The 21953-nt window shown below is 69.0% G+C and carries 18 protein-coding genes; 13 read left to right on the forward strand and 5 right to left on the reverse strand.

What is annotated here, in order from left to right:
- Nucleotides 1-82 precede the first annotated feature (82 nt).
- Nucleotides 83-625 (forward strand): MerR family transcriptional regulator, encoded by a 543-nt coding sequence (locus NQ152_RS07795; RefSeq protein ID WP_257501783.1) that lies wholly within the window; start codon nt 83-85, stop codon nt 623-625.
- Nucleotides 626-756: 131 nt separating this feature from the next.
- Here NQ152_RS07795 and NQ152_RS07800 read toward each other — a convergent pair whose 3' ends face one another.
- Nucleotides 757-1563, reverse strand: a complete 807-nt coding sequence (locus NQ152_RS07800) for a ParA family protein (RefSeq protein ID WP_257501784.1) — start codon at nt 1561-1563, stop codon at nt 757-759.
- A gap of 73 nt (nt 1564-1636) precedes the next feature.
- On the opposite strand from NQ152_RS07800, the gene NQ152_RS07805 reads away from it, so the two are divergent.
- The 3 genes from NQ152_RS07805 to def all read left to right on the forward strand — a co-directional run bounded on the left by NQ152_RS07805 (nt 1637) and on the right by def (nt 7239).
- Nucleotides 1637-5044, forward strand: a complete 3408-nt coding sequence (locus NQ152_RS07805) for a pyruvate carboxylase (RefSeq protein WP_257501785.1) — start codon at nt 1637-1639, stop codon at nt 5042-5044.
- Between the two features lie 157 nt (nt 5045-5201).
- Nucleotides 5202-6743: an AAA family ATPase gene (locus NQ152_RS07810; RefSeq protein ID WP_306815773.1), complete on the forward strand. Its 1542-nt coding sequence runs from the start codon at nt 5202-5204 to the stop codon at nt 6741-6743.
- Between the two features lie 4 nt (nt 6744-6747).
- The gene (def, locus tag NQ152_RS07815) at nt 6748-7239 is read left to right on the forward strand and encodes a peptide deformylase (RefSeq protein WP_257523585.1); all 492 of its coding nucleotides are present in this window, start codon (nt 6748-6750) and stop codon (nt 7237-7239) included.
- 122 nt (nt 7240-7361) lie between these two features.
- On the opposite strand, the gene NQ152_RS07820 is transcribed toward def, so the two are convergent.
- Nucleotides 7362-9188, reverse strand: a complete 1827-nt coding sequence (locus NQ152_RS07820) for an AMP-dependent synthetase/ligase (protein ID WP_257523586.1) — start codon at nt 9186-9188, stop codon at nt 7362-7364.
- 190 nt (nt 9189-9378) lie between these two features.
- Here NQ152_RS07820 and NQ152_RS07825 point away from each other — a divergent pair, with 190 nt between their 5' ends.
- Genes NQ152_RS07825 through NQ152_RS07835 form a run of 3 tightly spaced genes read left to right on the forward strand, consistent with a single transcriptional unit; the run spans nt 9379 to nt 12413 of the window.
- Nucleotides 9379-10326, forward strand: a complete 948-nt coding sequence (locus NQ152_RS07825; protein ID WP_257523587.1) for an ROK family glucokinase — start codon at nt 9379-9381, stop codon at nt 10324-10326.
- A 3-nt stretch (nt 10327-10329) separates the two neighbouring features.
- Nucleotides 10330-11022, forward strand: coding sequence for a 1-acyl-sn-glycerol-3-phosphate acyltransferase (locus NQ152_RS07830; protein WP_257501790.1), 693 nt, complete (start codon nt 10330-10332; stop codon nt 11020-11022).
- 53 nt (nt 11023-11075) lie between these two features.
- Nucleotides 11076-12413, forward strand: coding sequence for a class II 3-deoxy-7-phosphoheptulonate synthase (locus NQ152_RS07835; RefSeq protein WP_257501791.1), 1338 nt, complete (start codon nt 11076-11078; stop codon nt 12411-12413).
- A 149-nt stretch (nt 12414-12562) separates the two neighbouring features.
- Here NQ152_RS07835 and pknB read toward each other — a convergent pair whose 3' ends face one another.
- Nucleotides 12563-14503, reverse strand: coding sequence for a Stk1 family PASTA domain-containing Ser/Thr kinase (gene pknB / locus NQ152_RS07840; RefSeq protein WP_257523588.1), 1941 nt, complete (start codon nt 14501-14503; stop codon nt 12563-12565).
- 93 nt (nt 14504-14596) lie between these two features.
- Nucleotides 14597-15778, reverse strand: coding sequence for a LysM peptidoglycan-binding domain-containing protein (locus NQ152_RS07845; protein ID WP_257523589.1), 1182 nt, complete (start codon nt 15776-15778; stop codon nt 14597-14599).
- 219 nt (nt 15779-15997) lie between these two features.
- Here NQ152_RS07845 and NQ152_RS07850 point away from each other — a divergent pair, with 219 nt between their 5' ends.
- On the forward strand, nt 15998-16348 hold the full coding sequence (locus tag NQ152_RS07850) for an Rv2175c family DNA-binding protein (protein ID WP_257501794.1): 351 nt from the start codon (nt 15998-16000) through the stop codon (nt 16346-16348).
- Between the two features lie 15 nt (nt 16349-16363).
- Here NQ152_RS07850 and NQ152_RS07855 read toward each other — a convergent pair whose 3' ends face one another.
- The gene (locus tag NQ152_RS07855) at nt 16364-17458 is read right to left on the reverse strand and encodes a polyprenyl synthetase family protein (RefSeq protein WP_257523590.1); all 1095 of its coding nucleotides are present in this window, start codon (nt 17456-17458) and stop codon (nt 16364-16366) included.
- Nucleotides 17459-17523: 65 nt separating this feature from the next.
- Between NQ152_RS07855 and NQ152_RS07860 the strand changes: the two genes are divergently transcribed.
- The 5 genes from NQ152_RS07860 (at nt 17524) to NQ152_RS07880 (ending at nt 21947) form a co-directional block, all read left to right on the forward strand.
- Nucleotides 17524-17895 carry a DUF3040 domain-containing protein gene (locus NQ152_RS07860; RefSeq protein WP_257501796.1) on the forward strand — a complete coding sequence of 124 codons (372 nt, stop codon included), beginning with the start codon at nt 17524-17526 and terminating at the stop codon, nt 17893-17895.
- 193 nt (nt 17896-18088) lie between these two features.
- Nucleotides 18089-18520 carry a division/cell wall cluster transcriptional repressor MraZ gene (gene mraZ / locus NQ152_RS07865; protein ID WP_257501797.1) on the forward strand — a complete coding sequence of 144 codons (432 nt, stop codon included), beginning with the start codon at nt 18089-18091 and terminating at the stop codon, nt 18518-18520.
- Between the two features lie 103 nt (nt 18521-18623).
- Nucleotides 18624-19577, forward strand: coding sequence for a 16S rRNA (cytosine(1402)-N(4))-methyltransferase RsmH (rsmH, locus tag NQ152_RS07870; protein ID WP_257501798.1), 954 nt, complete (start codon nt 18624-18626; stop codon nt 19575-19577).
- Nucleotides 19574-20158 (forward strand): hypothetical protein, encoded by a 585-nt coding sequence (locus tag NQ152_RS07875; protein ID WP_257523591.1) that lies wholly within the window; start codon nt 19574-19576, stop codon nt 20156-20158. The genes rsmH and NQ152_RS07875 overlap by 4 nt, the downstream gene beginning before the upstream one ends.
- A gap of 4 nt (nt 20159-20162) precedes the next feature.
- Complete coding sequence (locus NQ152_RS07880; protein WP_257523592.1) at nt 20163-21947, forward strand: penicillin-binding protein 2; 1785 nt, start codon at nt 20163-20165, stop codon at nt 21945-21947.
- Nucleotides 21948-21953: the final 6 nt, after the last annotated feature.

Below are 21953 nucleotides of genomic sequence, written 5' to 3' on the forward strand. Positions count from 1 at the left end.
CGCACCCGGCAACGCGGATGTCGTTGCCCGGGGGCCGGGGCTCATCTAGCGTTGACATGTCCGATCATCAAGGAGGAAGCGTATGAACGCTCACGACGCGGACGAACCCAAGTTCGTCGCAGACCTCCTGTTCACCGACGGGCTCCCCGAGATGGACGACGAAGTCGGCTACCGCGGAGCGGTCGCCGCTCGCGCGGCGGGGATCACCTACCGCCAGCTTGACTACTGGGCGCGCACCGAACTGGTCGAGCCGACCGTTCGCGGGGCCAACGGCTCCGGTTCGCAGCGGCTGTACGGCTTCCGCGACATCCTCGTGCTGAAGCTGGTCAAGCGGCTGCTGGACACGGGCATCTCACTGCAGCAGATCCGCATCGCCGTGGATCAGCTCCGCGCTGCCGGCATCCGTGATCTGGCCGGAACCACCCTCATGAGCGATGGCGCCTCGGTCTACCTGTGCACCTCGAACGACGAGGTCATCGACCTGGTCAGCCGCGGCCAAGGAGTCTTCGGCATCGCGGTCGGCAAGGTGCTGCGCGAGGTGGAGACCACGCTGATCGACTTCGACGCACAGGCCCCCGAGGTCGTGGACGAACTGTCCGCGCGCCGCGCAGCACGCACCGCGTAGCGTCGCACGCATCGCAGCACGCACCGCAAAGCGCCCGTCGTACCGCGCAGCGGGCGGGTGCCTGGATCTGCCGCCAGGACACACGCTGCCCGCGTACAGCGCCGACGGTCGTCGCCGACCCGCGCGAACGGCTAGACCGGGTTGCTCGCCGTGGGGATGCGCCCGGTCCGCATGACGCGGTCCAGGAGCGCGTCGAAGTCGGCTGCCAGCTCCTGCGCCGAATCGCCGGGCCAGATGTGCAGCGGCTTGGCCGCGCCCTGCGCCTGCTGCAGCGAGGTGCGCTCGGGCAGCTGCGGAGACAGCACCAGCGGACCGAACATGTCACGCAGCTCTTTGATGCGGAACTGGTGCTCGATCGACTGGGGACGCACACGGTTCACGACGATGCCGAGCGGCTGGAGCCGAGGGGAGAGGCCGCGGCGGATCTCTTCGATCGCGCGCAGCGCCCGGTCGGCGGCCGCGACGGAGAACAGGCCGGGTTCGGTGACGACGATCACGCGATCGGATGCTGCCCAGGCGGTGCGGGTGAGGGCATTCAGCGACGGCGCGCAGTCGATCAGGACGAGGTCGTAGTCACCCTCGATGGTGGCCAGCGCCTCTTCCATCTTCCACACGTCCCGCACGCTGGGGTGCGGGCCGTCGAAGTTGATCGCGGATGGGCTGCCGATCATCACATCGATGGTGCCCGGGTGCACTTTCGCCCATCCGCTCGAGGTGATCGCCTGGCGGACCACCTTCTCCTTGGGGTTGGCGAGGACATCGGCGACGTTGAGTCGACCGGCGACTTGGATGTCCATGCCGGTCGAGACGTCGGACTGCGGGTCGAGATCTACCACGAGAGTCCGAACTCCCCGCGCAAATGCCGCGGAGGCGAGTCCTAGAGTCACGGTTGTCTTGCCGACCCCGCCCTTGAGCGAGCTGACGGAGAGTACGTGCACAAGCGACTACGTTACAGTCCCCTAGGCTGAGAGCACACTCAGCCCGATTCGTCGGCAGCCCAGCGAGGTGCGAATGTTCCGAAAGATCCTGGTCGCCAACCGCGGAGAGATCGCCATCCGAGCGTTCCGCGCCGCGTACGAACTGGGGGCCCGCACGGTCGCGGTCTTCCCGTACGAGGACCGCGGCTCACTCCATCGGCAGAAGGCCGACGAGTCCTATGTCATCGGGGAGCCGGGCCATCCTGTGCGCGCCTACCTCGACGTCGAGGAGATCATCCGGGTCGCCCTCGCGTCCGGCGCGGACGCGATCTACCCCGGTTACGGATTCCTGTCCGAGAACCCGGAGCTGGCTGCCCGCGCCGCCGAGAACGGCATCACCTTCATCGGGCCGCCGTCGACGGCCCTCGAGATGGCCGGCAACAAGGTCACCGCCAAGCACCACGCGATCGCCGCCGGGGTCCCGGTGCTGCGCTCCACGGAGGCTTCGGAGGACGTCGACGAGCTGGTGGCGCAGGCGGCCGACATCGGCTTCCCCATCTTCGTCAAGGCCGTCGCCGGCGGCGGCGGGCGCGGCATGCGCCGTGTCGAAAGCCCCGAAGCGCTTCCCCCTGCGATCGCCGAGGCGATGCGCGAGGCCGGGGCGGCGTTCGGCGATGCGCGCGTGTTCCTCGAGCAGGCCGTCGTGCGTCCCCGTCACATCGAGGTGCAGATCCTCGCGGACGCGACCGGACACACCGTCCACCTCTTCGAGCGGGACTGCTCCGTGCAGCGCCGTCACCAGAAGGTCATCGAGATCGCACCGGCGCCGAACATCTCCGACGAGCTGCGCGCGGCGCTGCACCGCGACGCGGTCGCGTTCGCCAAGTCCATCGGCTACGTCAACGCGGGCACCGTCGAGTTCCTCGTGGACACCGCGGGGGAGCGCGCGGGCGAACATGTCTTCATCGAGATGAACCCTCGCATCCAGGTGGAGCACACGGTCACCGAAGAGGTGACCGATGTCGACCTCGTGCAGTCGCAGATCCGCATCGCCGCCGGAGAGACCCTGGATGACCTCGGGCTCAACCAGGACAACATCGTGCTGCGCGGTGCTGCTCTGCAGTGCCGCATCACGACCGAGGACCCCGCGCAGGGTTTCCGGCCCGATACGGGCCGGATCACGACGTACCGCTCGCCCGGCGGCGCAGGCATCCGGCTGGACGGTGGAACGACCGCCGCCGGCTCGCAGATCAGCCCGCATTTCGACTCGATGCTCGCCAAGATGACGTGCCGCGGACGCGATTTCCCCGCCGCGGTGGCACGCGCCAAGCGCGGTCTGGCCGAGTTCCGCATCCGTGGCGTATCGACGAACATCCCCTTCCTGCGGGCGGTGCTGGACGATCCCGCGTTCGTCGCCGGCGACCTGAGCACCGCGTTCATCGAGGAGCGTCCGGGGCTGCTGACCAGCCACCCGTCGCGCGACCGTGCCACCAAACTGATCAACTGGCTCGCCGACGTCACGGTCAATCGCCCGTACGGCGAGAAGCCCATCTCCATCTCACCGGGCAGCAAACTGCCGGAGCTGGACCTTTCGACCCCGCCGCCGTCCGGCACGCTGGACAGGCTGCGCGCCCTCGGTCCGGCGGGGTTCGCCCGTGCGCTTCGCGAGCAGGTGCCGCTCGCGGTCACCGAGACGACGTATCGCGACGCGCATCAGTCGCTGCTGGCCACTCGGGTCCGCACGCGGGACCTGGTGCGGGTCGGACCGCATGTGGCCCGGATGACGCCCCAGCTGCTGTCGGTGGAGGCGTGGGGCGGCGCGACGTACGACGTCGCGCTGCGCTTCCTCGCCGAGGACCCCTGGGAGCGCCTCGCCGCCGTGCGGGAGGCCATTCCGAACATCCCGATCCAGATGCTGCTGCGAGGGCGCAACACCGTCGGCTACACGCCCCGACCGGTCGAGGTCGCACAGGCGTTCGTGCGCGAAGCCGCCTCCACCGGTGTCGACGTGTTCCGGATCTTCGATGCGCTGAACGACGTGAGCCAGATGCGGCCCGCCATCGACGCCGTCCTGGAGACCGGCACCGCGCTGGCCGAGGTCGCCGTCTGCTACACCGCAGACCTGCTCGATCCCAGCGAGACGCTGTACACCCTCGACTACTACCTGCGTCTGGCCGACCAGATCGTCGAGTCCGGTGCGCACATCCTCGCGATCAAGGACATGGCAGGGCTGCTCCGACCGGCAGCAGCCGCGAAGCTCGTGACCGCGCTCCGTGAACGCTTCGATCTCCCGGTGCACCTGCACACTCATGACACCGCAGGCGGACAGCTCGCCACGCTCCTCGCCGCCAGTGCGGCGGGCGTGGACGCAGTGGATGCCGCGGCCGCGCCGCTGTCGGGCACCACCAGCCAGCCGTCGCTGTCCGCGCTCGTGGCCGCGCTCGCGCACACCGAGCGCGACACCGGCATCGACCTGTCTGCGGTCAGCGACCTCGAGCCGTACTGGGAGGGCGTGCGCCACCTCTACGCTCCGTTCGAATCGGGTCTCCCTGGACCCACCGGGCGCGTATACCACCACGAGATCCCAGGCGGACAGCTCTCCAACCTGCGCCAGCAGGCGATCGCGCTCGGAATGGCCGACGACTTCGAGCTGATCGAGGACATGTACGCCGCGGCCGACCGGATCCTGGGGCGCATCCCGAAGGTCACGCCATCCTCCAAAGTGGTGGGCGATCTGGCCCTGGCCCTTGTGGCGGCCAAGGCCGATCCCGCCGATTTCGCCGAGAACCCGCAGAACTACGACATCCCGGATTCGGTGGTCGGGTTCATGGCGGGCGAGCTGGGGGACCTGCCCGGAGGCTGGCCGGAGCCGTTCCGGACGAAAGTCCTTGCGGGCCGGCAGATCTCGATCGACGTCCCCCCGCTGACCGACGAAGAGCGGGACGGACTGTCCGGTGACGCGGCCACGCGACGCCGGACCCTGAACCGCCTGCTCTTCCCCGGACCCGCCAAGGATTTCGAGTCCAACCGCGAGACGTACGGCGACCTGTCATCGCTCGGAACGCCCGACTACCTCTACGGGCTGAAGCCGGGCGAGGAGCATGTGGCCGAGATCGACCCGGGCGTGCAGCTGTACGTCGGGCTCGAGGCGATCGGCGAAGCGGACGCCAAGGGCATGCGAACCGTCATGACGACGCTCAACGGACAGCTGCGGCCGGTCTACGTGCGCGACCGCAGCATCGTCGTCGACACCCGGCAGGCCGAGCGGGCCGACACCACCAAGCCGGGGCAGGTCGCGGCTCCGTTCTCGGGCGTGGTCACCCTCAAGACATCGGTCGGAGACACCGTCACGGCCGGTTCGCCGATCGCATCCATCGAGGCGATGAAGATGGAAGCGGCGATCACCGCGCCCGTCGACGGCGTCGTCGAGCGGCTCGCCATCGCGGAAACCCAGCAGGTGGACGCCGGTGACCTTTTGGTCGTGATCCGCCCCGCGCAGTAGCCTGGAGGGTGCGACATTTCGTGCGCACCACATTTGACCCTCTTGGAGTACCGCAGTGACGCCCGATCGCACCGACCAGACGCATTCCGACGACGCTGATCCGGAGCAGCACGGCGTGCTCTCCGACGCGGGGAATCTCGCGACGTCGGGCTTCGGCATGCTGGGCGGTCAGACCGAACAGATCAGCGTGCAGCTGCCGTCCGCGACCGACGACGACCTCGTGGACGACGGCGTCGTGGACGACGAGCTGGAGTACGAGACCACCCAGCAATCCCCCGGTTTCGACGAGGAGAACGTCGAGACCGGCGAGCTCGAGGGACTGAGCGACGGCGAGGGTGCCCGGGACGACGTCGGCAACATCGAGGATGCCGTCATCGAGGAGGCCGGCGACGACCATGCCGCCGCGCCGGCGGTCATCGCGGCGGAGGACCAGAGCACCGCATCGGTCGACGGTTCGCGGGACGGCGGGGCGATGTCGATCACCGGCCCGACACCCGCGACCCGCTCCAACCAGCCCAGTGACCCGAATCCGCAGTCGGCGGCGTCGACGTCCGGCACGGCAGGCACCGTGGGACAGACGGTCGGGGCTTCCTCGAGCCCGACGTCCACCGGTTCCATCCCAGCCACCCGCCGCGAGGCACAGCATCCCGAGGTCGAACCGCGGCCGCAGCGTGCACACGCCGTCGAGCGGGTCATTCCGCGCGCCGACGTGACGATGACCTCCAAGCGGCTGGGCGAGTTCGAGGCCGGACGCGAGACCGCCGACCTGCTGACCGCGGATCGTCTGCTCGACCCGCACCAGGTTGTCCGTCCCGAGCCCGAGGGCGCCTGGCAGCACTTCGTGTACTCGGTCACGCGGCACCGGATCAACCTCGGCGACGGAAAGCGCGCCCGCGCCCGCAAGGAGCTGGATCGCCGCATCGCGGCCCCGTTGACCGGCGGGGCCCGGTTCGTGCCGGTGCTCTCGCGCAAGGGCGGCGTGGGCAAGACCACGGTCACGACGCTCCTGGGGATGGCATTGGCCGATGCCCGCGACGACCGCGTCATCGCAGTGGACGCCAACCCCGATCGCGGGACGCTCGCCGAGCGCATCTCGCGCACGAGCGGCAAGACGGTGCGCGACCTGGTCAAGGTGCGGGCCGAAGTGACCGGCTACAACGACATCTCGAACGTCGTCGCGCGCGACGAGACGCGGCTTGACGTGCTGGCATCGGATGCCGACCCGCGCGTGTCCGAGGCGCTGAACGATCGCGATTACCACGATGTGGCCAGCATCGCAGCCCATTACTACTCGATCATCCTCACCGACACCGGCACCGGCATCGTGCACTCGGTGATGGGCGCCACGCTCGACCTCGCCGACCAGCTCGTCGTGGTCGCCGGGCTGAGCGTGGACGAGGCCCGTCTGGCCTCCGAGACCCTGACCTGGCTCGAGACGAACGGATACGCGGAGCAGGTGCGCAACACCATCGTCGTGCTGAACACCGCACGTCCCGGTGCGCCGCTCGTGCAGATCGATGAGCTGGAAGCGCACTTCCGGACCCGCGTGCGCTCGGTGGTGCGCATCCCTTACGACCCGCACATCGCCGCCGGCAGCGCGATCTCGTTCCGCGAGCTGCAGCCGGCGACCCGTCTCGCGGCGCGCGACCTGGCCGCCGCCGTCGTCGAGGGTCTGCGCGCCCTGACCCCGGCAGCGTAGGGCCATGGCCGTCCGACCCATCCGCGTCTTCGGCGACCCCGTCCTGCGGGCGCCCAGCGCCCCGATCGAAGAGATCGACGACGGTGTGCGCGCTCTGGTCAAGGATCTCGTCGACACGGTCGAACTTCCCGGCCGCGCCGGAGTCGCCGCGCCGCAGATCGGCGTGGGGCTGCGCGCATTCAGCTACAACATCGACGGCGATATCGGGTACGTCTTGAACCCGGTGCTGGTCGAGGTCTCCGGTGAGCCGGAACTGGTCGGCGAGGGCTGCCTGTCCGTCCCGGGTCTGTGGCACGACGCGCTGCGTCACCCGCGTGCGACCGTGACCGGTACCGATCTGGACGGGAACCAGATCAGGCTCGAGGGCGAGGGGCTCCTCGCGCAAGCGCTGCAGCACGAGACGGACCACCTCGACGGCAAGCTCTACCTGGATCGCCTGCCCTCGGAGACCCGACGCATCGCGATGCGCGAGATCCGCGAGAGCGACTGGTTTTGACACGAGCAGACTCAATGCTGCGCAGCAGCGTTGAGTCTGCTGCGTGTCAAGATCGAGTAGCGAGCGCAGGCACACACGCGAAAACGCCCCAGTCCCGAGAGACTGGGGCGTTTGTCGTGCTCTCAGCTGAGCGAGACGTTCGAGGTGTTCACCGGCACGACGTACAGCGCGGTGATCTCCTCGGCGAAGTCCTCCATGATGATGTTCCGCTTGATGCTCATCTTCGGGGTCAGGTGACCGCTGGCCTCGGTCCACTCCTCGGACAGGATCGTGAACTTGCGGATCGATTCCGCGCGCGAGACGTGGGTGTTCGCCCCGTCGATGGCACGCTGGATCTCGGCGCGGACAGCGCCGTTGTTCGCGGCATCCGCCAGTGACATGTCAGCCGGCAGGTTGTTGTTGCCCAGCCAGGTCGGCAGCATCTCGCTGTCCAGGGTGACCAGGGCCGAGATGAACGGCTTCTGGTCGCCGACCACCACGACCTGACCGACGATCGGGTTCGCCCGGATGGGGTCTTCGAGCGTCGCGGGGGCGACGTTCTTGCCCGCTGCGGTCACGATGATCTCCTTCTTGCGGCCCGTGATGGTCAGGAAGCCCTCGGAGTCGAACGCGCCGATGTCGCCGGTCTTGAACCAGTCCCCGTCGAACGATGCGGCGGTCGCCTCGGGATTGCGCCAGTACTCCTTGAACACGTTGATGCCGCGGACCTGGATCTCGCCGTCGTCGTCGAGGCGGACGCCCACGCCCGGCAATGCCGGACCCACCGTGCCGATCTTGGACTTGGTCGCCAGGTTCACCGTCGCCGGTGCGGTGGTCTCGGTGAGGCCGTAGCCCTCGAGGATGACGACGCCGAGGCTGTGGAAGAAGTGCCCCAGGCGCGGGCCGAGCGGCGCGGAGCCGGACACGGCGTAGACCACATTGCCGCCCATCGCCGCGCGCAGCTTGCTGTAGACGAGCCGGTCGAACAGCGCGAACTTGATCTTCATCCCGAACGGGATCTTCTTGCCCTCCTGCTGCAGCGTGGAGTGCTCCACCGCCGTGTGCGCCGCGGCGCGGAAGATCTTGCCCTTGCCGCCGGCTTCGGCCTTCTGCTCGGCGGAGTTGTAGACCTTCTCGAAGACACGGGGCACGGCCAGCAGGAACGTCGGCTTGAACGATCCCAGAGCGGGCAGCAGCTGCTTGGTGTCCGGCTGGTGTCCGGTCTTGACGCCGGCATGGATGTCGAGGATCGAGATGAACCGCGCGAAGATGTGCGCCGTCGTGATGAACAGCAGCGTCGAGGCGCCGGGGGTCTCCACGACCTCGCTCAGCGCCTTGGACGAGTTGCGGATCAGCTCCACGAAGTTGCTGTGCGTGAGCACGCACCCCTTGGGGCGGCCGGTGGAGCCGGAGGTGTAGATCAGCGTGGCGATGTCGGCGCCGTTGGCGATGTTCCGGCGGCGCTCGATCTCTTCGTCGGGCACCCCCGCGCCCCGCTCGACCAGCTTGTCCAGGTCGCCGCGATGCATCTCCCACACCGAGCGCACCAGCGGCACGTCGGCGCGGACCTCATCGAGTCGTGCGGAGTGGTCGGTGGATTCGACGATGCAGGCCACGGCGCCCGAGTCGGTGAGGTTCCAGGCGATCTGCGCAGGGGAGCTGGTCTCGTAGATCGGGACCATCACCGCGCCCGCGAAGAACAGCGCGAAATCGACCAGGGTCCAGTCATATGTCGTTCGGGCGATGAACCCGACCTTGTCGCCGGGCTCGATGCCCGACGCGGCCAGCCCCTTCGCCAAGGCGATGACCTGGCGGTGGAATTCCGCCGCGGTGATGTCGCGCCAGCCTGCGCCGTCCGGGACGGCGAACAGGGCCAGTTGCGGCGTCGCCTTCACTCGGTCGACCAGGAGGTCGGTGATGTTGGCCTGCGGGTCAGCTGGGACGATCGCAGGGACTTCGAATTCAACCACGGCAACTCCTTCGGTACCGGACACGTGCTCGGGTAGATCGCTCCCCGAGTCTATCGGAGGGGTGCGCCCCACACCCGCGACGTCCAGGGTGGCGCTTTGCGACGGGGCTCGGCCGAACTCCCGCCTCACGGACGAGCGCCAGTAGACTGCAAGGCGCCGCCGCCGCAGCGCCGGCCGGAGAGGAAGTGCCGTGCTCAAGGTCGGGATCGACATCGGCGGGACGAAGATCGCCGGGGGAGTCGTCGACGCGTCCGGCCGCATCCTCGAGCAGCTCCGTGTCGATACGCCGGTGGACACCCGCGCCCTGGCCGATGCCGTGATCGCCATGGTGCGCAGCCTCCGTGAGTCGCACGATGTCGAGGCCGTAGGTGTCGCGGCGGCCGGGTTCGTCGACCGTGACCGTGCGTCCGTGATCCACGCGCCGAACATCGCCTGGCGCAACGAGCCGCTCAAAGCCGTCCTCGAGGCCCGGATCGATCTTCCCGTCACGATCGAGAACGATGCGAACGCGGCAGGCTGGGCGGAGTTCAGGTTCGGCGCCGGCCGGAACGTGGACAACATGGTGATGCTCACCATGGGCACCGGCGTGGGTGGTGCGGTCGTCCTGGACGGGGCGCTCTTCCGCGGCGGCCACGGCATCGCCGCGGAGCTCGGACACACCCGCTTCAGCCGCGATGGGCTCCTCTGCGGCTGTGGACAGCAGGGATGCCTCGAGCAGTATGCGTCCGGCCGGGCACTCCAGCGCGAAGCGAACGCGATAGCGGATGCCGGGGGAATGGGCGCCGGCCTGGCCGCCGTCCGCGCCGGCCAGGGCACGCTGGAAGGAGCGGCGATCTCCCGACTGGTCATGGCCGGCGATCCCGGTGCCGTGGAGGCGCTGCGGCGGGTCGCGACCGCGCTGGGCGAGGCGTGCGGCGGCTTTCAGGCGGTGCTCGATCCCGAGCTGTTCGTCATCGGCGGTGGTGTCGCGCAGCTGGGGGATCAGCTGCTGGGCCCAGTGCGGATCGCGTACGAGACATCGCTCCCGGGCTACGGCGACCGCCCGGTGGCTGCGTTCGCGATCGCCCAGCTCGGCAACGATGCCGGACTGATCGGTGCGGCCGACCTGGCGATCGCCGATCCGATCGCGAGCGTGTAGGCGATGTTCTACTGGCTGATGAAGTACATCGTGATCGGGCCGCTGGTCAAGGCGATCTTCCGGCCCTGGATCGTCGGGCGCCGCAACGTGCCCGTCGAGGGCGCCGCGATCCTGGCGAGCAACCACCTGTCCGTGTCGGATTCGGTGTTCCTGCCGCTGATGATCGATCGCCCGATGTCCTTCCTCGCCAAGAGCGACTACTTCACCGGCAAAGGCCTCCGCGGCTGGGCGACCAGGATGTTCATGAAGGCCACCGGTCAGATTCCGATCGACCGCTCCGGCGGGAAGGCGTCCGAAGCATCCCTGAACACCGGGCTGGCCGTGCTGGGTCGTGGTGATCTGCTGGGGATCTATCCGGAGGGAACGCGCAGCCCGGACGGCCGTCTGTACCGCGGGCGCACCGGCATCGCGCGGATGGCGCTGGAGGCGCGCGTCCCCGTCATCCCCGTGGTCATGGTCGACACCGACGCGATCATGCCCATCGGCCGCAGCATCCCCCGAGTGGGCCGGGTGGGGGTGGTGATCGGCGAGCCGCTGGATTTCTCGCGCTTCATCGGCATGGAGGGTGACCGGTACATCCTCCGGTCGGTGACCGACGAGATCATGGTGGCGCTGCAGCGCCTCGGCGAGCAGGCCTACGACGACGTCTACGCCTCGACGGTGAAGGACCGCGCGCCGGCGTTGAGCGGCCGCTGACGGCGGGCGCGGGGCGGCGTCGGGCGGTCCGCGCGCGCGGATAGACTGGCCCGATGCTTCAACAGCTCGATGCACTCGATCACTGGCGGACTCTGCCGATCAAACAGCAACCCACGTGGTATGACGCGGATGCGGTCGCAGCGGTCTCCGCGGAGATCGCGACGCTGCCGCCGCTGGTCTTCGCGGGCGAGGTGGACAACCTCCGGGACCAGTTGGCGCGTGCGGCATCCGGTCGGGCATTCCTGCTGCAGGGCGGCGACTGCGCCGAGACGTTCGCCGGTGCCACCGCGGAGCAGATCCGCAACCGCATCAAGACGGTGCTGCAGATGGCGGTCGTCCTCACGTACGGCGCATCGATGCCGATCGTGAAGATGGGGCGCATGGCAGGGCAGTTCGCCAAGCCGCGCTCCAGCGACACCGAGACGCGCGGGGACGTCACGCTTCCGGCGTACCGCGGCGACATCGTCAACGGGTTCGACTTCACCGAAGGCTCCCGCCGCGCCGACCCCGCCCGGCTGCTGAAGGGGTACCACACGGCCGCGTCGACGCTGAACCTCATCCGGGCCTTCACCCAGGGGGGATTCGCGGACCTGCGCGAAGTGCACAGCTGGAACAAGGGGTTCGCCGAGAACCCCGCCAACCAGCGCTACGAGGGCCTCGCGCACGAGATCGATCGGGCCATCAAGTTCATGGAGGCCGCCGGCGCGAACTTCGACGAGCTGCGCCGTGTCGAGTTCTACACCGGGCATGAGGGCCTGCTGATGGACTACGAGCGCCCCATGACGCGGATCGACTCGCGCACCGGAACGCCCTACAACACGTCCGCGCACTTCCTGTGGATCGGCGAGCGCACGCGCGACCTCGACGGTGCGCACGTGGACTACTTCTCCAAGATCCGCAACCCGATCGGCGTGAAGCTCGGGCCGTCCACGACGCCGTCGACGGTGCTGGACCTCATCGACAAGCTCGACCCCGAGCGGGAGCCGGGTCGGCTCACGTTCATCACGCGCATGGGCTCGGGGAAGATCCGCGACGCGCTGCCGCCGCTGCTGGAGGCCGTCCGGGACTCGGGCGCGACTCCGCTGTGGGTCACCGACCCGATGCACGGCAACGGCATCACGACGCCGACCGGCTACAAGACCCGCCGGTTCGACGACGTCGTGGACGAGGTGCGCGGGTTCTTCGACGCGCATCGCGCGGTCGGCACGCATCCCGGCGGCATCCACGTCGAACTGACCGGCGACGATGTCACCGAGTGCCTCGGCGGATCCGAGATGATCGACGAGGCGACGCTGGCCACGCGGTACGAGAGCCTGTGCGATCCGCGCCTGAACCACATGCAGAGCCTGGAGCTCGCCTTCCTGGTGGCCGAGGAGCTCGACAAGCGTTGACGCGGATCGGATCAATGCGTGCGCAGCACGCGTTGATCCGATCCGCGTCAAGGTCGAGTTGCCGCCCCCGGCGGCGGATGGAGCCCTTTCCCCGAGCCCGAGCCCTCGAGCCCCGAGCCCCGAGCCCCGAGCCCCGAGCCCTCGGGGCGTTAGAACGCGCCCTGGATCCGGAACGAGACCACGGTCCCCTTGGGGTGCTGCGTTCCGGCGCCGGGCAGTTGCGACTCGACCTTGGTGATCTCGTCGAGGACGGCATTCCACAGCGTCGCGTACTCGTAGTCGAAGCCGGCGCCGGTGAGCGCGGCCTTGGCCTGGTCGCGGGTCATGCCGACGATGTTCGGCACCGGGAACAGCGGGGGACCGGCCGAGACCACGAGTGTGACGGACTCGCCGGGACGCCAGCTGCCGCCACCGTCGCGGTCGGCGATGTACATCACCTGACCGCGGTCGAACTCGTCGCTGGTCTCCTCGACCGTGCCTCCCACAGACAGGCCCCGCTCGCTGAGGGCGGCCGAGGCGGACTCCACGCTCTGGCCGGTGACGTCCGGTACCGGGCCGACCGACACCGAGAGGGTGACGGTGTCGCCCTCCAGCGCGGTGCAGCCCTGGGAGCAGTCCACGGCATCGCCGCCGGCGCGCGGCGTGACCGACACCCCGATGACCGTCCCCTCTGCCGCGTCGGTGAAGAACTCCTCGTCCGGCTCCGCAACCTGCAGATTCAGCCCGACCAGGATGCCGCGGGCATCGTTCGCGCTTGATCCGGCGAGCGACTGGATCTCACGAGGCTGTGGACCCTGCGAGACCAGCACCTCGACGGTCGAGTCCTTGTCCAGGCGGGAGCCGGCGGGCGGATCCGTGGCGACCACGATGCCGGGGGCGATCTCGAGGTCGAAGACGTCCTTCTGCACGGCCTGGAACGATTGTTCCGCCAAGATCTGCTGAGCCTCCGCGAAGGTGCGATCGGTCACATCGGGAACGGCGATCTGCGAGCCGGGACCGGACCCGAACCACCAGCCCACACCCCCCGCGACCGCGGCGAGGAGGATGACGAGGGCGAAGAGCCACCCGCCCCTGACCGCGCGCCGCTTCGTCGCGGCGCGCAGGCGCGTGGAGTTGTCGACGTCCTCCACTGCGGTGGTCGGTCCGGTCAGCGCGGCCGGCAGCACCTGGGTCAGTTCGCCGGTGCCGCTGCTCTCGTCGCGGATGATGCCCGCCGAGATCGTGCGGGCGACCTGCGGCGCGATGCCCAGCTCATGCTCGATCGCACGCAGTCGGTCCAGCATCTCTTTCGCGTCGTTGGGCCGGTCATCCGGCGACTTCTCGGTCGCCCACAGGACGAGCTCATCGAGCTGTTCCGGAACGCCGGGGTTCTTCACGCTGGGACGGGGCACCGAGTCGGTCGCGTGCTGGAAGGCGATCTGCATCGGCTGCTCGCCCTTGTAGGGCTGCTCGCCGACGAGCATCTCGTAGAGCATGATGCCGAGGGAGTAGATGTCGCTGCGCGCGTCCGCCATTCCGCGCGTGACCAGCTCGGGCGCGAGGTAGGCGATCGTGCCGAGCAGCTGAGCGCCGGTGGCGGTGTTCGCGGTGGTGGCGCGCGCGAGTCCGAAGTCGCCGATCTTGATGCGCCCGTCCTCGGCCAGCAGCACGTTCTCCGGCTTGACGTCCCGATGCACGATGCCGGCTCGGTGTGCCGCCGCGAGGCCGGACAGGATGGCATCCATGATGGTGACGGTCTGCGGCACGGTCAGCCGACGCTGCTCGCGCATCAGCTCGCGCAGCGTGATGCCCGGCAGATACTCCATGACCAGATACGCCATGTCGCCGTCCTGGCCCTGATCGAACACGTTGACCACGTGCGGGTCGGCAAGCCGTGCGGCCGCGCGGGCTTCCTGGATGAACCGGCTCTGGAACACCGTGTCATCGCTGAGGTGCCCGTGCATGACCTTGAGCGCTATGCGCCGCTCCAGGCGCAGGTCGGTCGCCACGTACACGGTCGCCATGCCGCCGCGCGCGATGCGCGCGCGCACCCGGTATCGGCCGTCGACCAGACGTCCGATCAGCGGGTCTGCCTGCTGACTCGTGCTCACGATCTGAGTCTACGGACGCGTGCCTGCCAGGCCGCGGAGCGCCTCACCCCGGGCTGCCGGCGCGAAGGCGCGCCGAGGCGCATGCGCGGAGCATCAGCCGTGGACGGCGAGCCACACCGACGCGGGCTGCTCCCACTGCGCGTAACGATCCGGGTACGCCGAGATCTGCACCGCCTGCGCGGCGTCCGCGAACGACAGGCTCTGCCAGCCGTCGATGTCCAGCAGGCCGCGGGTGACGAATCCGTTCGGGTCCGAAGGGCCGCCGTAGAACGCTCGCGCGGCACGGACCGGGTCGCGCACCTCGTCGGGCGTGCCCCATCCCGTGCTCGGACGCTGCTGGAACAGGCCGAGCGAGTCGCGGTCGCCCCAGTCCAGGTTGCGCAGCCACGACTCCTGCATCGCGGTGCCGAGGGCGATGGCGATGCCGCGGTCGGGAACACCCAGCTCCCGTCCGACGCTGATGATGATCTGCGCGTTGGCAGCCTGCTCGGCATCCAGTCCGCTCGCCGGGGATGCGATCGGCGTGACGTCCGCAACCAGCTCCGGGGAGATCGCGACCGGGATCGCGATCGTCTGACCCGGGTAGATGATCGATGCCGGAGTGAGGCCGTTGGCCGCCAACACCGACGCAACGCTCACGCCGTGACGCGCCGCGATCGCACTGACGGTGTCGCCGGCGACGACGACATGGGAGGCCGCGGAGGGTGCGACCGGCGTCGGTGCGGGCGCGACCGGTACGGCGACCTCGACCGGAGCGGCCGGCGCGGCGCCGGGGATGGCAAGCGTCTGGCCGGGGTAGATGATCGACGCCCAGCCGAGGCCGTTGGCGGCGAACACGTCTTGGACCGAGACGCCATGCCGGTCTGCGATGGAGCTGATCGTGTCGCCGCCGGCCACCACGTAGGACCCCGAAGACGGCGCCGGCCCGCCGGGGTCGGCCGGGTTCGGCGCCGCCGCGACCGGAGCCGCCCCCAGTGCGAGCACCTGTCCCGGGTGGATCACCGAGGACCAGTCCAAGCCGTTCAGAGCCAGGACGTCGACGGTGCGGAGTCCGTGACGGGTGGCGATCGCCGTCACGGTGTCGCCGGGCTGCACGATGCACGTCGCCGGCGCGGGCGCGGCTTGCACACGCGCCGAGGCGGGCGCGACCGCCGCCGAGCGGTCGAGTGCGCCGAGCATGCGATGTGACGGCGCCTCGCCGCGGACCGGCTCACCGGCGTGCGCCGGCGTCGCTCCGAGAAGAAGCGCGAGGGAGCCCGCGACAGCGGCCGGCACGCCGGTTGACGCCGTGCGTAGGGCATGGGCTCGGGCTGAGCGGTGGTCGGGTCGCAAGCGAACCCCCCTCTGTGGATTCCAAAAACCGTGTCACGGAAGTGAATTGGTGTCAACCGGAGTTATAGAAGGTGCACGCGTGACTGACGTGACTGAAGTGATTCGGACCTCGACTCGGGCAGGGCTTGCCGAGGACCGCGGGCGGGATGAGATAGTTGCTGAGTGACAGCAGACGCCACGCCCAAGATCGAAACCGACTGGCTGACCCTCGCCGACCTGACCGAGGTGCTCGGGGAACCCCTGGGCCGGGTGCGCAGGCTGCTGGATGAGCTGCACCTGGTCGGCTCCCGTCGCCACGGACCGCTTCAGGTGCCTGCCGTGTTCATTCAGGACGGCGAACCGATCGGCTCGCTCCGCGGCACGCTCTTCGTGCTGCACGACGCGGGCTTCACCGACGACGAGGCCATCGACTGGCTCCTCACCTCGGAGGAGTCGATCGGCATCCCCCCGATCGAAGCGCTGCGCGCAGGGCGCAAGAGCGAAGTACGTCGCGTCGCCCAGTCGCTCGGCTGAGCGAGGGCTGCGCCGTCACGTCGTGCGCACCGTCGCGGCGCGCGCCAGGTCCCTCAGCTCACCGACCGCGGCATTGCCGAGCCGCGCCCCGGACAGTGCCCGCTCCGCCTGCCGCGAATAGTCGGCGATGAGATCCTCGACCCGATCGAGCGCGCCGGTCTCCAGAATCGTGCGCTGCAGGGACGCGATCTGTGCGGCATCCAGGTCCGGATCCCCGATGAGCTCGTCCATGATGCGCCGCGCAGGGGGAGCGAGGCGCTCGCGGGCGAACGCGACCAGCACGGTCCGCTTGCCCTCTCGCAGGTCGTCGCCGGACGGCTTGCCCGTGGCCGCCTGATCGCCGAAGACACCCAGCACGTCATCGCGCAGCTGGAAGGCCATCCCCACCGGATGCCCGAACGCGGCGAGTGCCGCTTGCTGCGCTTCATCGGCACCCGCCAGCGCCGCACCGATCAGCAGCGGCTGCTGGATGCTGTAGCGGGCCGACTTGAGGGAGGCGACCCGCAGCGCCCGCTGCGCATGACGCTCATCCGGCTCGGTCGCGTACGCGGACTCCTCGGCGATGTCCAGGAACTGGCCGATGGTCACCTCTCGGCGCATCTTCGCGTACTCGCGTCGGGCGGCGTTCGCGCGATCGGGCGCTGCGTCGAGCAGCCCTTCCTCGAAGAGATCATCGCTCCAGGCGACCAGGAGGTCCCCGAGCAGGATGGCGCCGGAGCGACCGAAGGCGGCGGCATCCCCCACCCATCCCTGTGCGCGGTGCGAAGCCTCGAGCGCACGATGCGCGGCGGGGCGGCCTCGCCGCGTGTCGGAGTTGTCGATGACGTCGTCGTGCACCAGCGCGGCGGCATGGAACACCTCCAGCGCGGCGGCGGCCGCGACCACCTCAGAGGGCGGTGCGCAGGGGGCGTGAGAGGCTTCCTCCACTGCCCTCCACCCGGCGATGCAGAACCGTCCGCGCAGACGCTTGCCGCCGTCGACCGCGGTGGCTCCGGCGCGCACGACGAGCTCGGCTTCCGGGCCGAGTTCGACGGCACTTCTGGCCTGGGCCGAATGGAAGATGTTCAGACGCTGGGAAACCGCTTCAACGGCATCCGGGGAGGGTGACACGGGCCTAGCCTAGTGATCGAGGGGTCGCGTAGAATCGACGCGACCGAGCAACTAGAGGGGGATGCATGCCACTCTCCGAACAGGAGCAGCGTCTGCTCGACGAGATGGAACGCCATCTCATGCGTAATGACGCCGATGTGGTCAGCGCGCCTCGCGACGGCCGCACCTTGAGTTACCGCAACATCGTGTACGGGACGATTCTCGTTCTCGTCGGTCTTGGGGCACTCGTGGTGGGGGTCTCGACGCAGCTGATCGTCGTCGGTGTCATCGGTTTCGTGGTGATGCTGGCCGGCGTTGTCCTGGCCGTCACTCCGACTCGCGGTCTCGCGCGCGCTCCGATGGATGCGACGGCGCGGCCGACGTCCAAGCCGCGGGCCAACTCCTCGTTCATGGATCGCATGAACGATCGGTGGGATCGCCGCCAAGGGGGGCCCTGAGCCGTCACTCGATGACGAAACGCCAAGCACCGACCCGTGGGTCGGTGCTTTTGCTTTGTCCCTCAGACGAGCGCCGATCCCGCGCGGGGGAGGGGAAGGGCTGCCGGGCCGCCGATTGAGTGACAAAGTGGAGGGAAGTGGAGTAAAGTGGTGACCAACCTCGCGGGGGCCGGACGAAGGGGGTGGTGTACCGATGCTTTTGGGCACGCACACTCCCAAGCTCGACGACAAGGGCCGCGTCATCCTTCCGGCCAAATTCCGCGACGACCTGGGCGACGGCATCGTCATCACCCGTGGCCAGGAACGGTGCCTCTACGTCTTCAGCTCTGACGAATTCGAGCGGATCCACGAGCGCATCCGGGAGACCCCGCTGTCGAACAAGCAGGCCCGCGACTTCCTGCGCATGTTCCTCTCCGGTGCGAGCGCCGAGAAGCCCGACGGGCAGAACCGCATCACGATCCCCCCTTCGCTGCGCGCCTACGCCGGGCTCGAGAAGGACCTCGTCGTCACCGGCGTGGGCGCGCACGCGGAGATCTGGAACGCCGACTCCTGGAACGCGTACGCCGAAGGCAACGAATCCAGCTACGCCGAACTCGAGCAGGAGGTGATCCCGGGCCTGTTCTGAGCCCCCGACCCTGACTCCCAGCCGCTCACGCCCTGACACACTTCCCCGGTGTCAGGTCAGAGCGGATGGGGATCAGGATCTGGGGAACAGGGCCTCGAAGACCATGGACCTGCGCGATATCCACACCCCGGTGATGCTCGACCGATGCGTCGAGCTGCTCGCCCCCGCCCTGCAGCGGGACGGCGCGGTGTTCGTCGACGCCACACTCGGCATGGGCGGACACTCAGAGGCGTTCCTGGAGCGGTTCCCCGGCATCCATCTGATCGGGCTGGACCGCGACCAGGATGCCCTGCGCATCGCGGGGGAGCGTCTCGCGCGCTTCGCCGACCGGATCACCCTGGTGCACACCGTCTACGACGGCATCGCGGCGGCCGTCGAATCCGCCGGATTCGACGCGGCGGACGGCATCCTGTTCGACCTGGGCGTCTCGTCCCTGCAGTTGGACGAGGCCGATCGCGGCTTCGCATACTCGAAGGACGCACCCCTGGACATGCGGATGGATCAGACCACCGGTCCGATGGCGTCCTACGTCCTGGCCACCTACAGCGAAGGCGAGCTGCGCCGCATCTTCGAGAGATACGGCGAAGAGAAGCTCTCCGGCCGGTACGCCCGCGCCATCATCCGGGCGCGGGAGACCGCCCCGATCGAACGGTCCGGGCAGCTGGTGGAGATTCTGATCGCCGCCACCCCCTACGCGGCACAGCGCACCGGTCACCCGGCCAAGCGCGTGTTCCAGGCTCTGCGCATCGAGGTCAACGGCGAACTCGCCGTCCTGGAGCGCGCCATTCCCGCCGCCCTGGACACCCTGCCGGTCGGTGGCCGCATCGTCGTGCTGTCCTACCAGTCGCTCGAGGACCGTCTGGTCAAGCGCGCCCTCACGGCGGCGGCGGCCTCGACCTCGCCTGCCGGGCTGCCCGTCGAGCTGCCCGAGCACGCACCGCGCTTCCGGCTTCTGGTCAGAGGCGCTGAGCTCGCCTCCGAGGCGGAGCGCGAGCGCAACCCGCGGGCAACGCCCGTGCGGCTGCGTGCTGCCGAGCGAGTGAGGGATGCCGCGTGAACGCCCTCCAGCAGGCCGCGGTCGCCGCCCCCACACCGATCGAGGTCCCGAACCGCCGGTTGCGGGTCGTCGAAGAGCCCTCGCGCCGGCGCCGCCCGAAGCTGATCTACGGCGTCGTCGCGCTGGTCGGGGCGCTGACCATCGGCGCCGCCCAGATGGGCCTGTCGATCCTCACCATGCAGAGCTCCTACGAGCTGTCCGCTCTGACGCAGGAGTCCCGCGAGCTGACCTGGAAGAAGCAGATCCTCTACGACGAGGTCGCCGGGCTCGGCTCGCCGCAGTATCTCGCGGCCAACGCGTCCGCTCTCGGGATGGTCATCAACGAGTCGCCGAGCTATCTCCGGCTGAGCGATGGCGCACTTCTGGGTGCCGGGCAGGTTTCACTCGGCACCTCCTCGGTGGACGCCATCGGCCGCGCAGCGGTCCCCAACGCGCTCATCACGGACACGCCGCTCGTGACGGCCCCGGACGCCACCATCGAGGGTGCGCCCGTGGCGCCGGAGGTCGTGGTCACCGACGACGGAGTCTCGAACACTCCGCCGCCACTGACCGACGGACTGCCCACCCCGAGCACACACTGATCTCATGACCACGAGAAGCACCCGAAGCCCTCGGCGTCGCACGGTGATCGCGCTGGCGGTCGTGCTGGCAGTCCTCTCCGGCTTCATCGTCCGGCTGGTGGACATCCAGGTGGTCAACGCCGATTCGCACATCACCGACTCGATGAAAGTCGCGTTGGGTGCCTCCCGGACCCTGTACGGCACCAGGGGCGAGATCGTGGATGAGACCGGGCAGACCCTCGCCGGCAGCATCCTGCTGTACGACGGCGTGCTGGATCCGAAGAACGTCGGACCGCTCACCCGCCGCAACGACGATGGCGAGCGGGTCGAAGTGCCGTGGAGTCAGGTCGCCGGCGAGATCGCCGCGATCACCGGGCAGACGGCCGAGGAGGTGCAGAAGATCGTCGCCGATGCACGCGCCGACGATCCGAACTCTCAGTTCGCGTACCTTCGGCGCGGACTGACCACCGAGCAGTACCGCGCGCTGGTGGACATCGGCGCCCCCTTCCTCACCTTCGACGCGCACCCGGCGCGCACCTACCCGGACGGCGCGGTCGGGGGCAACCTCGTCGGATTCATGGGCATCGACGCCGCGCCGCTCGCCGGCATCGAGAAGAGTCAGAACGACTGCCTGCTGGCCACCAACGGCGCGCTGGCGTTCCAGAAGGGCAAGGACGGCGTCGTCATCCCCGGCACGGAACGACAGCAGCCGGCGATCAACGGCGGGACGCTGCAGCTGACCATCAACCGCGATCTGCAGTGGTATCTGCAGCAGCTGATCGCCGAACAGGTGCAGGACATGGTCGCCCAGAGTGGCTCGATCATGGTCGTCGAAGCCGAGACCGGCAAGATCCGGGCGGTCGCGGAGTACCCCACCGTCGACCCCAACAACGTCGATGCGTCCGGGGACGCCGACCGCGGAAGCCGTCTGTTCCGCAACTTCTTCGAGCCCGGATCGACGTTCAAGGCACTGACCGCCGCGACGGTCCTCGACGCGGGTGGCCAGACCCCGACCTCGACGGTCGTCGCCTCGAGCCGAGAGACCTTCGCCAACGGCGCGCGAGTCAGCGATGCGTTCAATCACGAGGCGTACGAGTACACCCTCGCGGGTGTGCTGATCGATTCCTCGAACGCCGGCATCTCGAAGTTCAGCGAGCGGGTCGACTCCGCCACGCGCTTCGACTACCTGAAGAGATTCGGCATCGGCGCAGGCAGCGCGGTGCGATTCGAGGGGGAGCAGAGCGGATGGCTGCGCCCCGCGAGCGAATGGGACAACCAGACGACGTACAACACCTCGTTCGGGCAGGGGCTGACCACGACCGTGCCCGAGCTGGTCGGCGCGTACGACGCGATCGCCAACGATGGGGTCCGGATGCCGCTCTCGCTCGTGGAGTCGTGCCTGAAGCCCGACGGCACGGTGGTGGAGCCGACCCTGCCCGAGCCGACGCGGGTGGTCAGCGAACAGGCCGCGGCGCAGACGCGCGAGATCCTCGAGAACGTCGCGATCCAGGCCAACTACGCGGAGCAGATCGAGGTGCCCGGCTACCGCCTGGCCGTCAAGACCGGCACGGGTGAGAAATCCGACGGCAACGGCGGCTACAAGGCGGGGGCGTACTTCACCACCATGATCGGGTTCGCGCCCGCGGAGGACCCCAAGTACATCGTCGTCGTCACCCTGGACGAGCCGACCAAGGTAACATCGTCTGCGGCCAATGCGCCCGCGTTCCAGAAGGCCATGACCCAGGTCCTGAAGACCTACCGGGTGATGCCCGCAACGACGGCGCCGATGCTGCTTCCGAAGTTCGGCTGACGTTGC

The organism is Microbacterium sp. zg.B48, assembly GCF_024623505.1.
GTDB lineage: Bacteria > Actinomycetota > Actinomycetes > Actinomycetales > Microbacteriaceae > Microbacterium.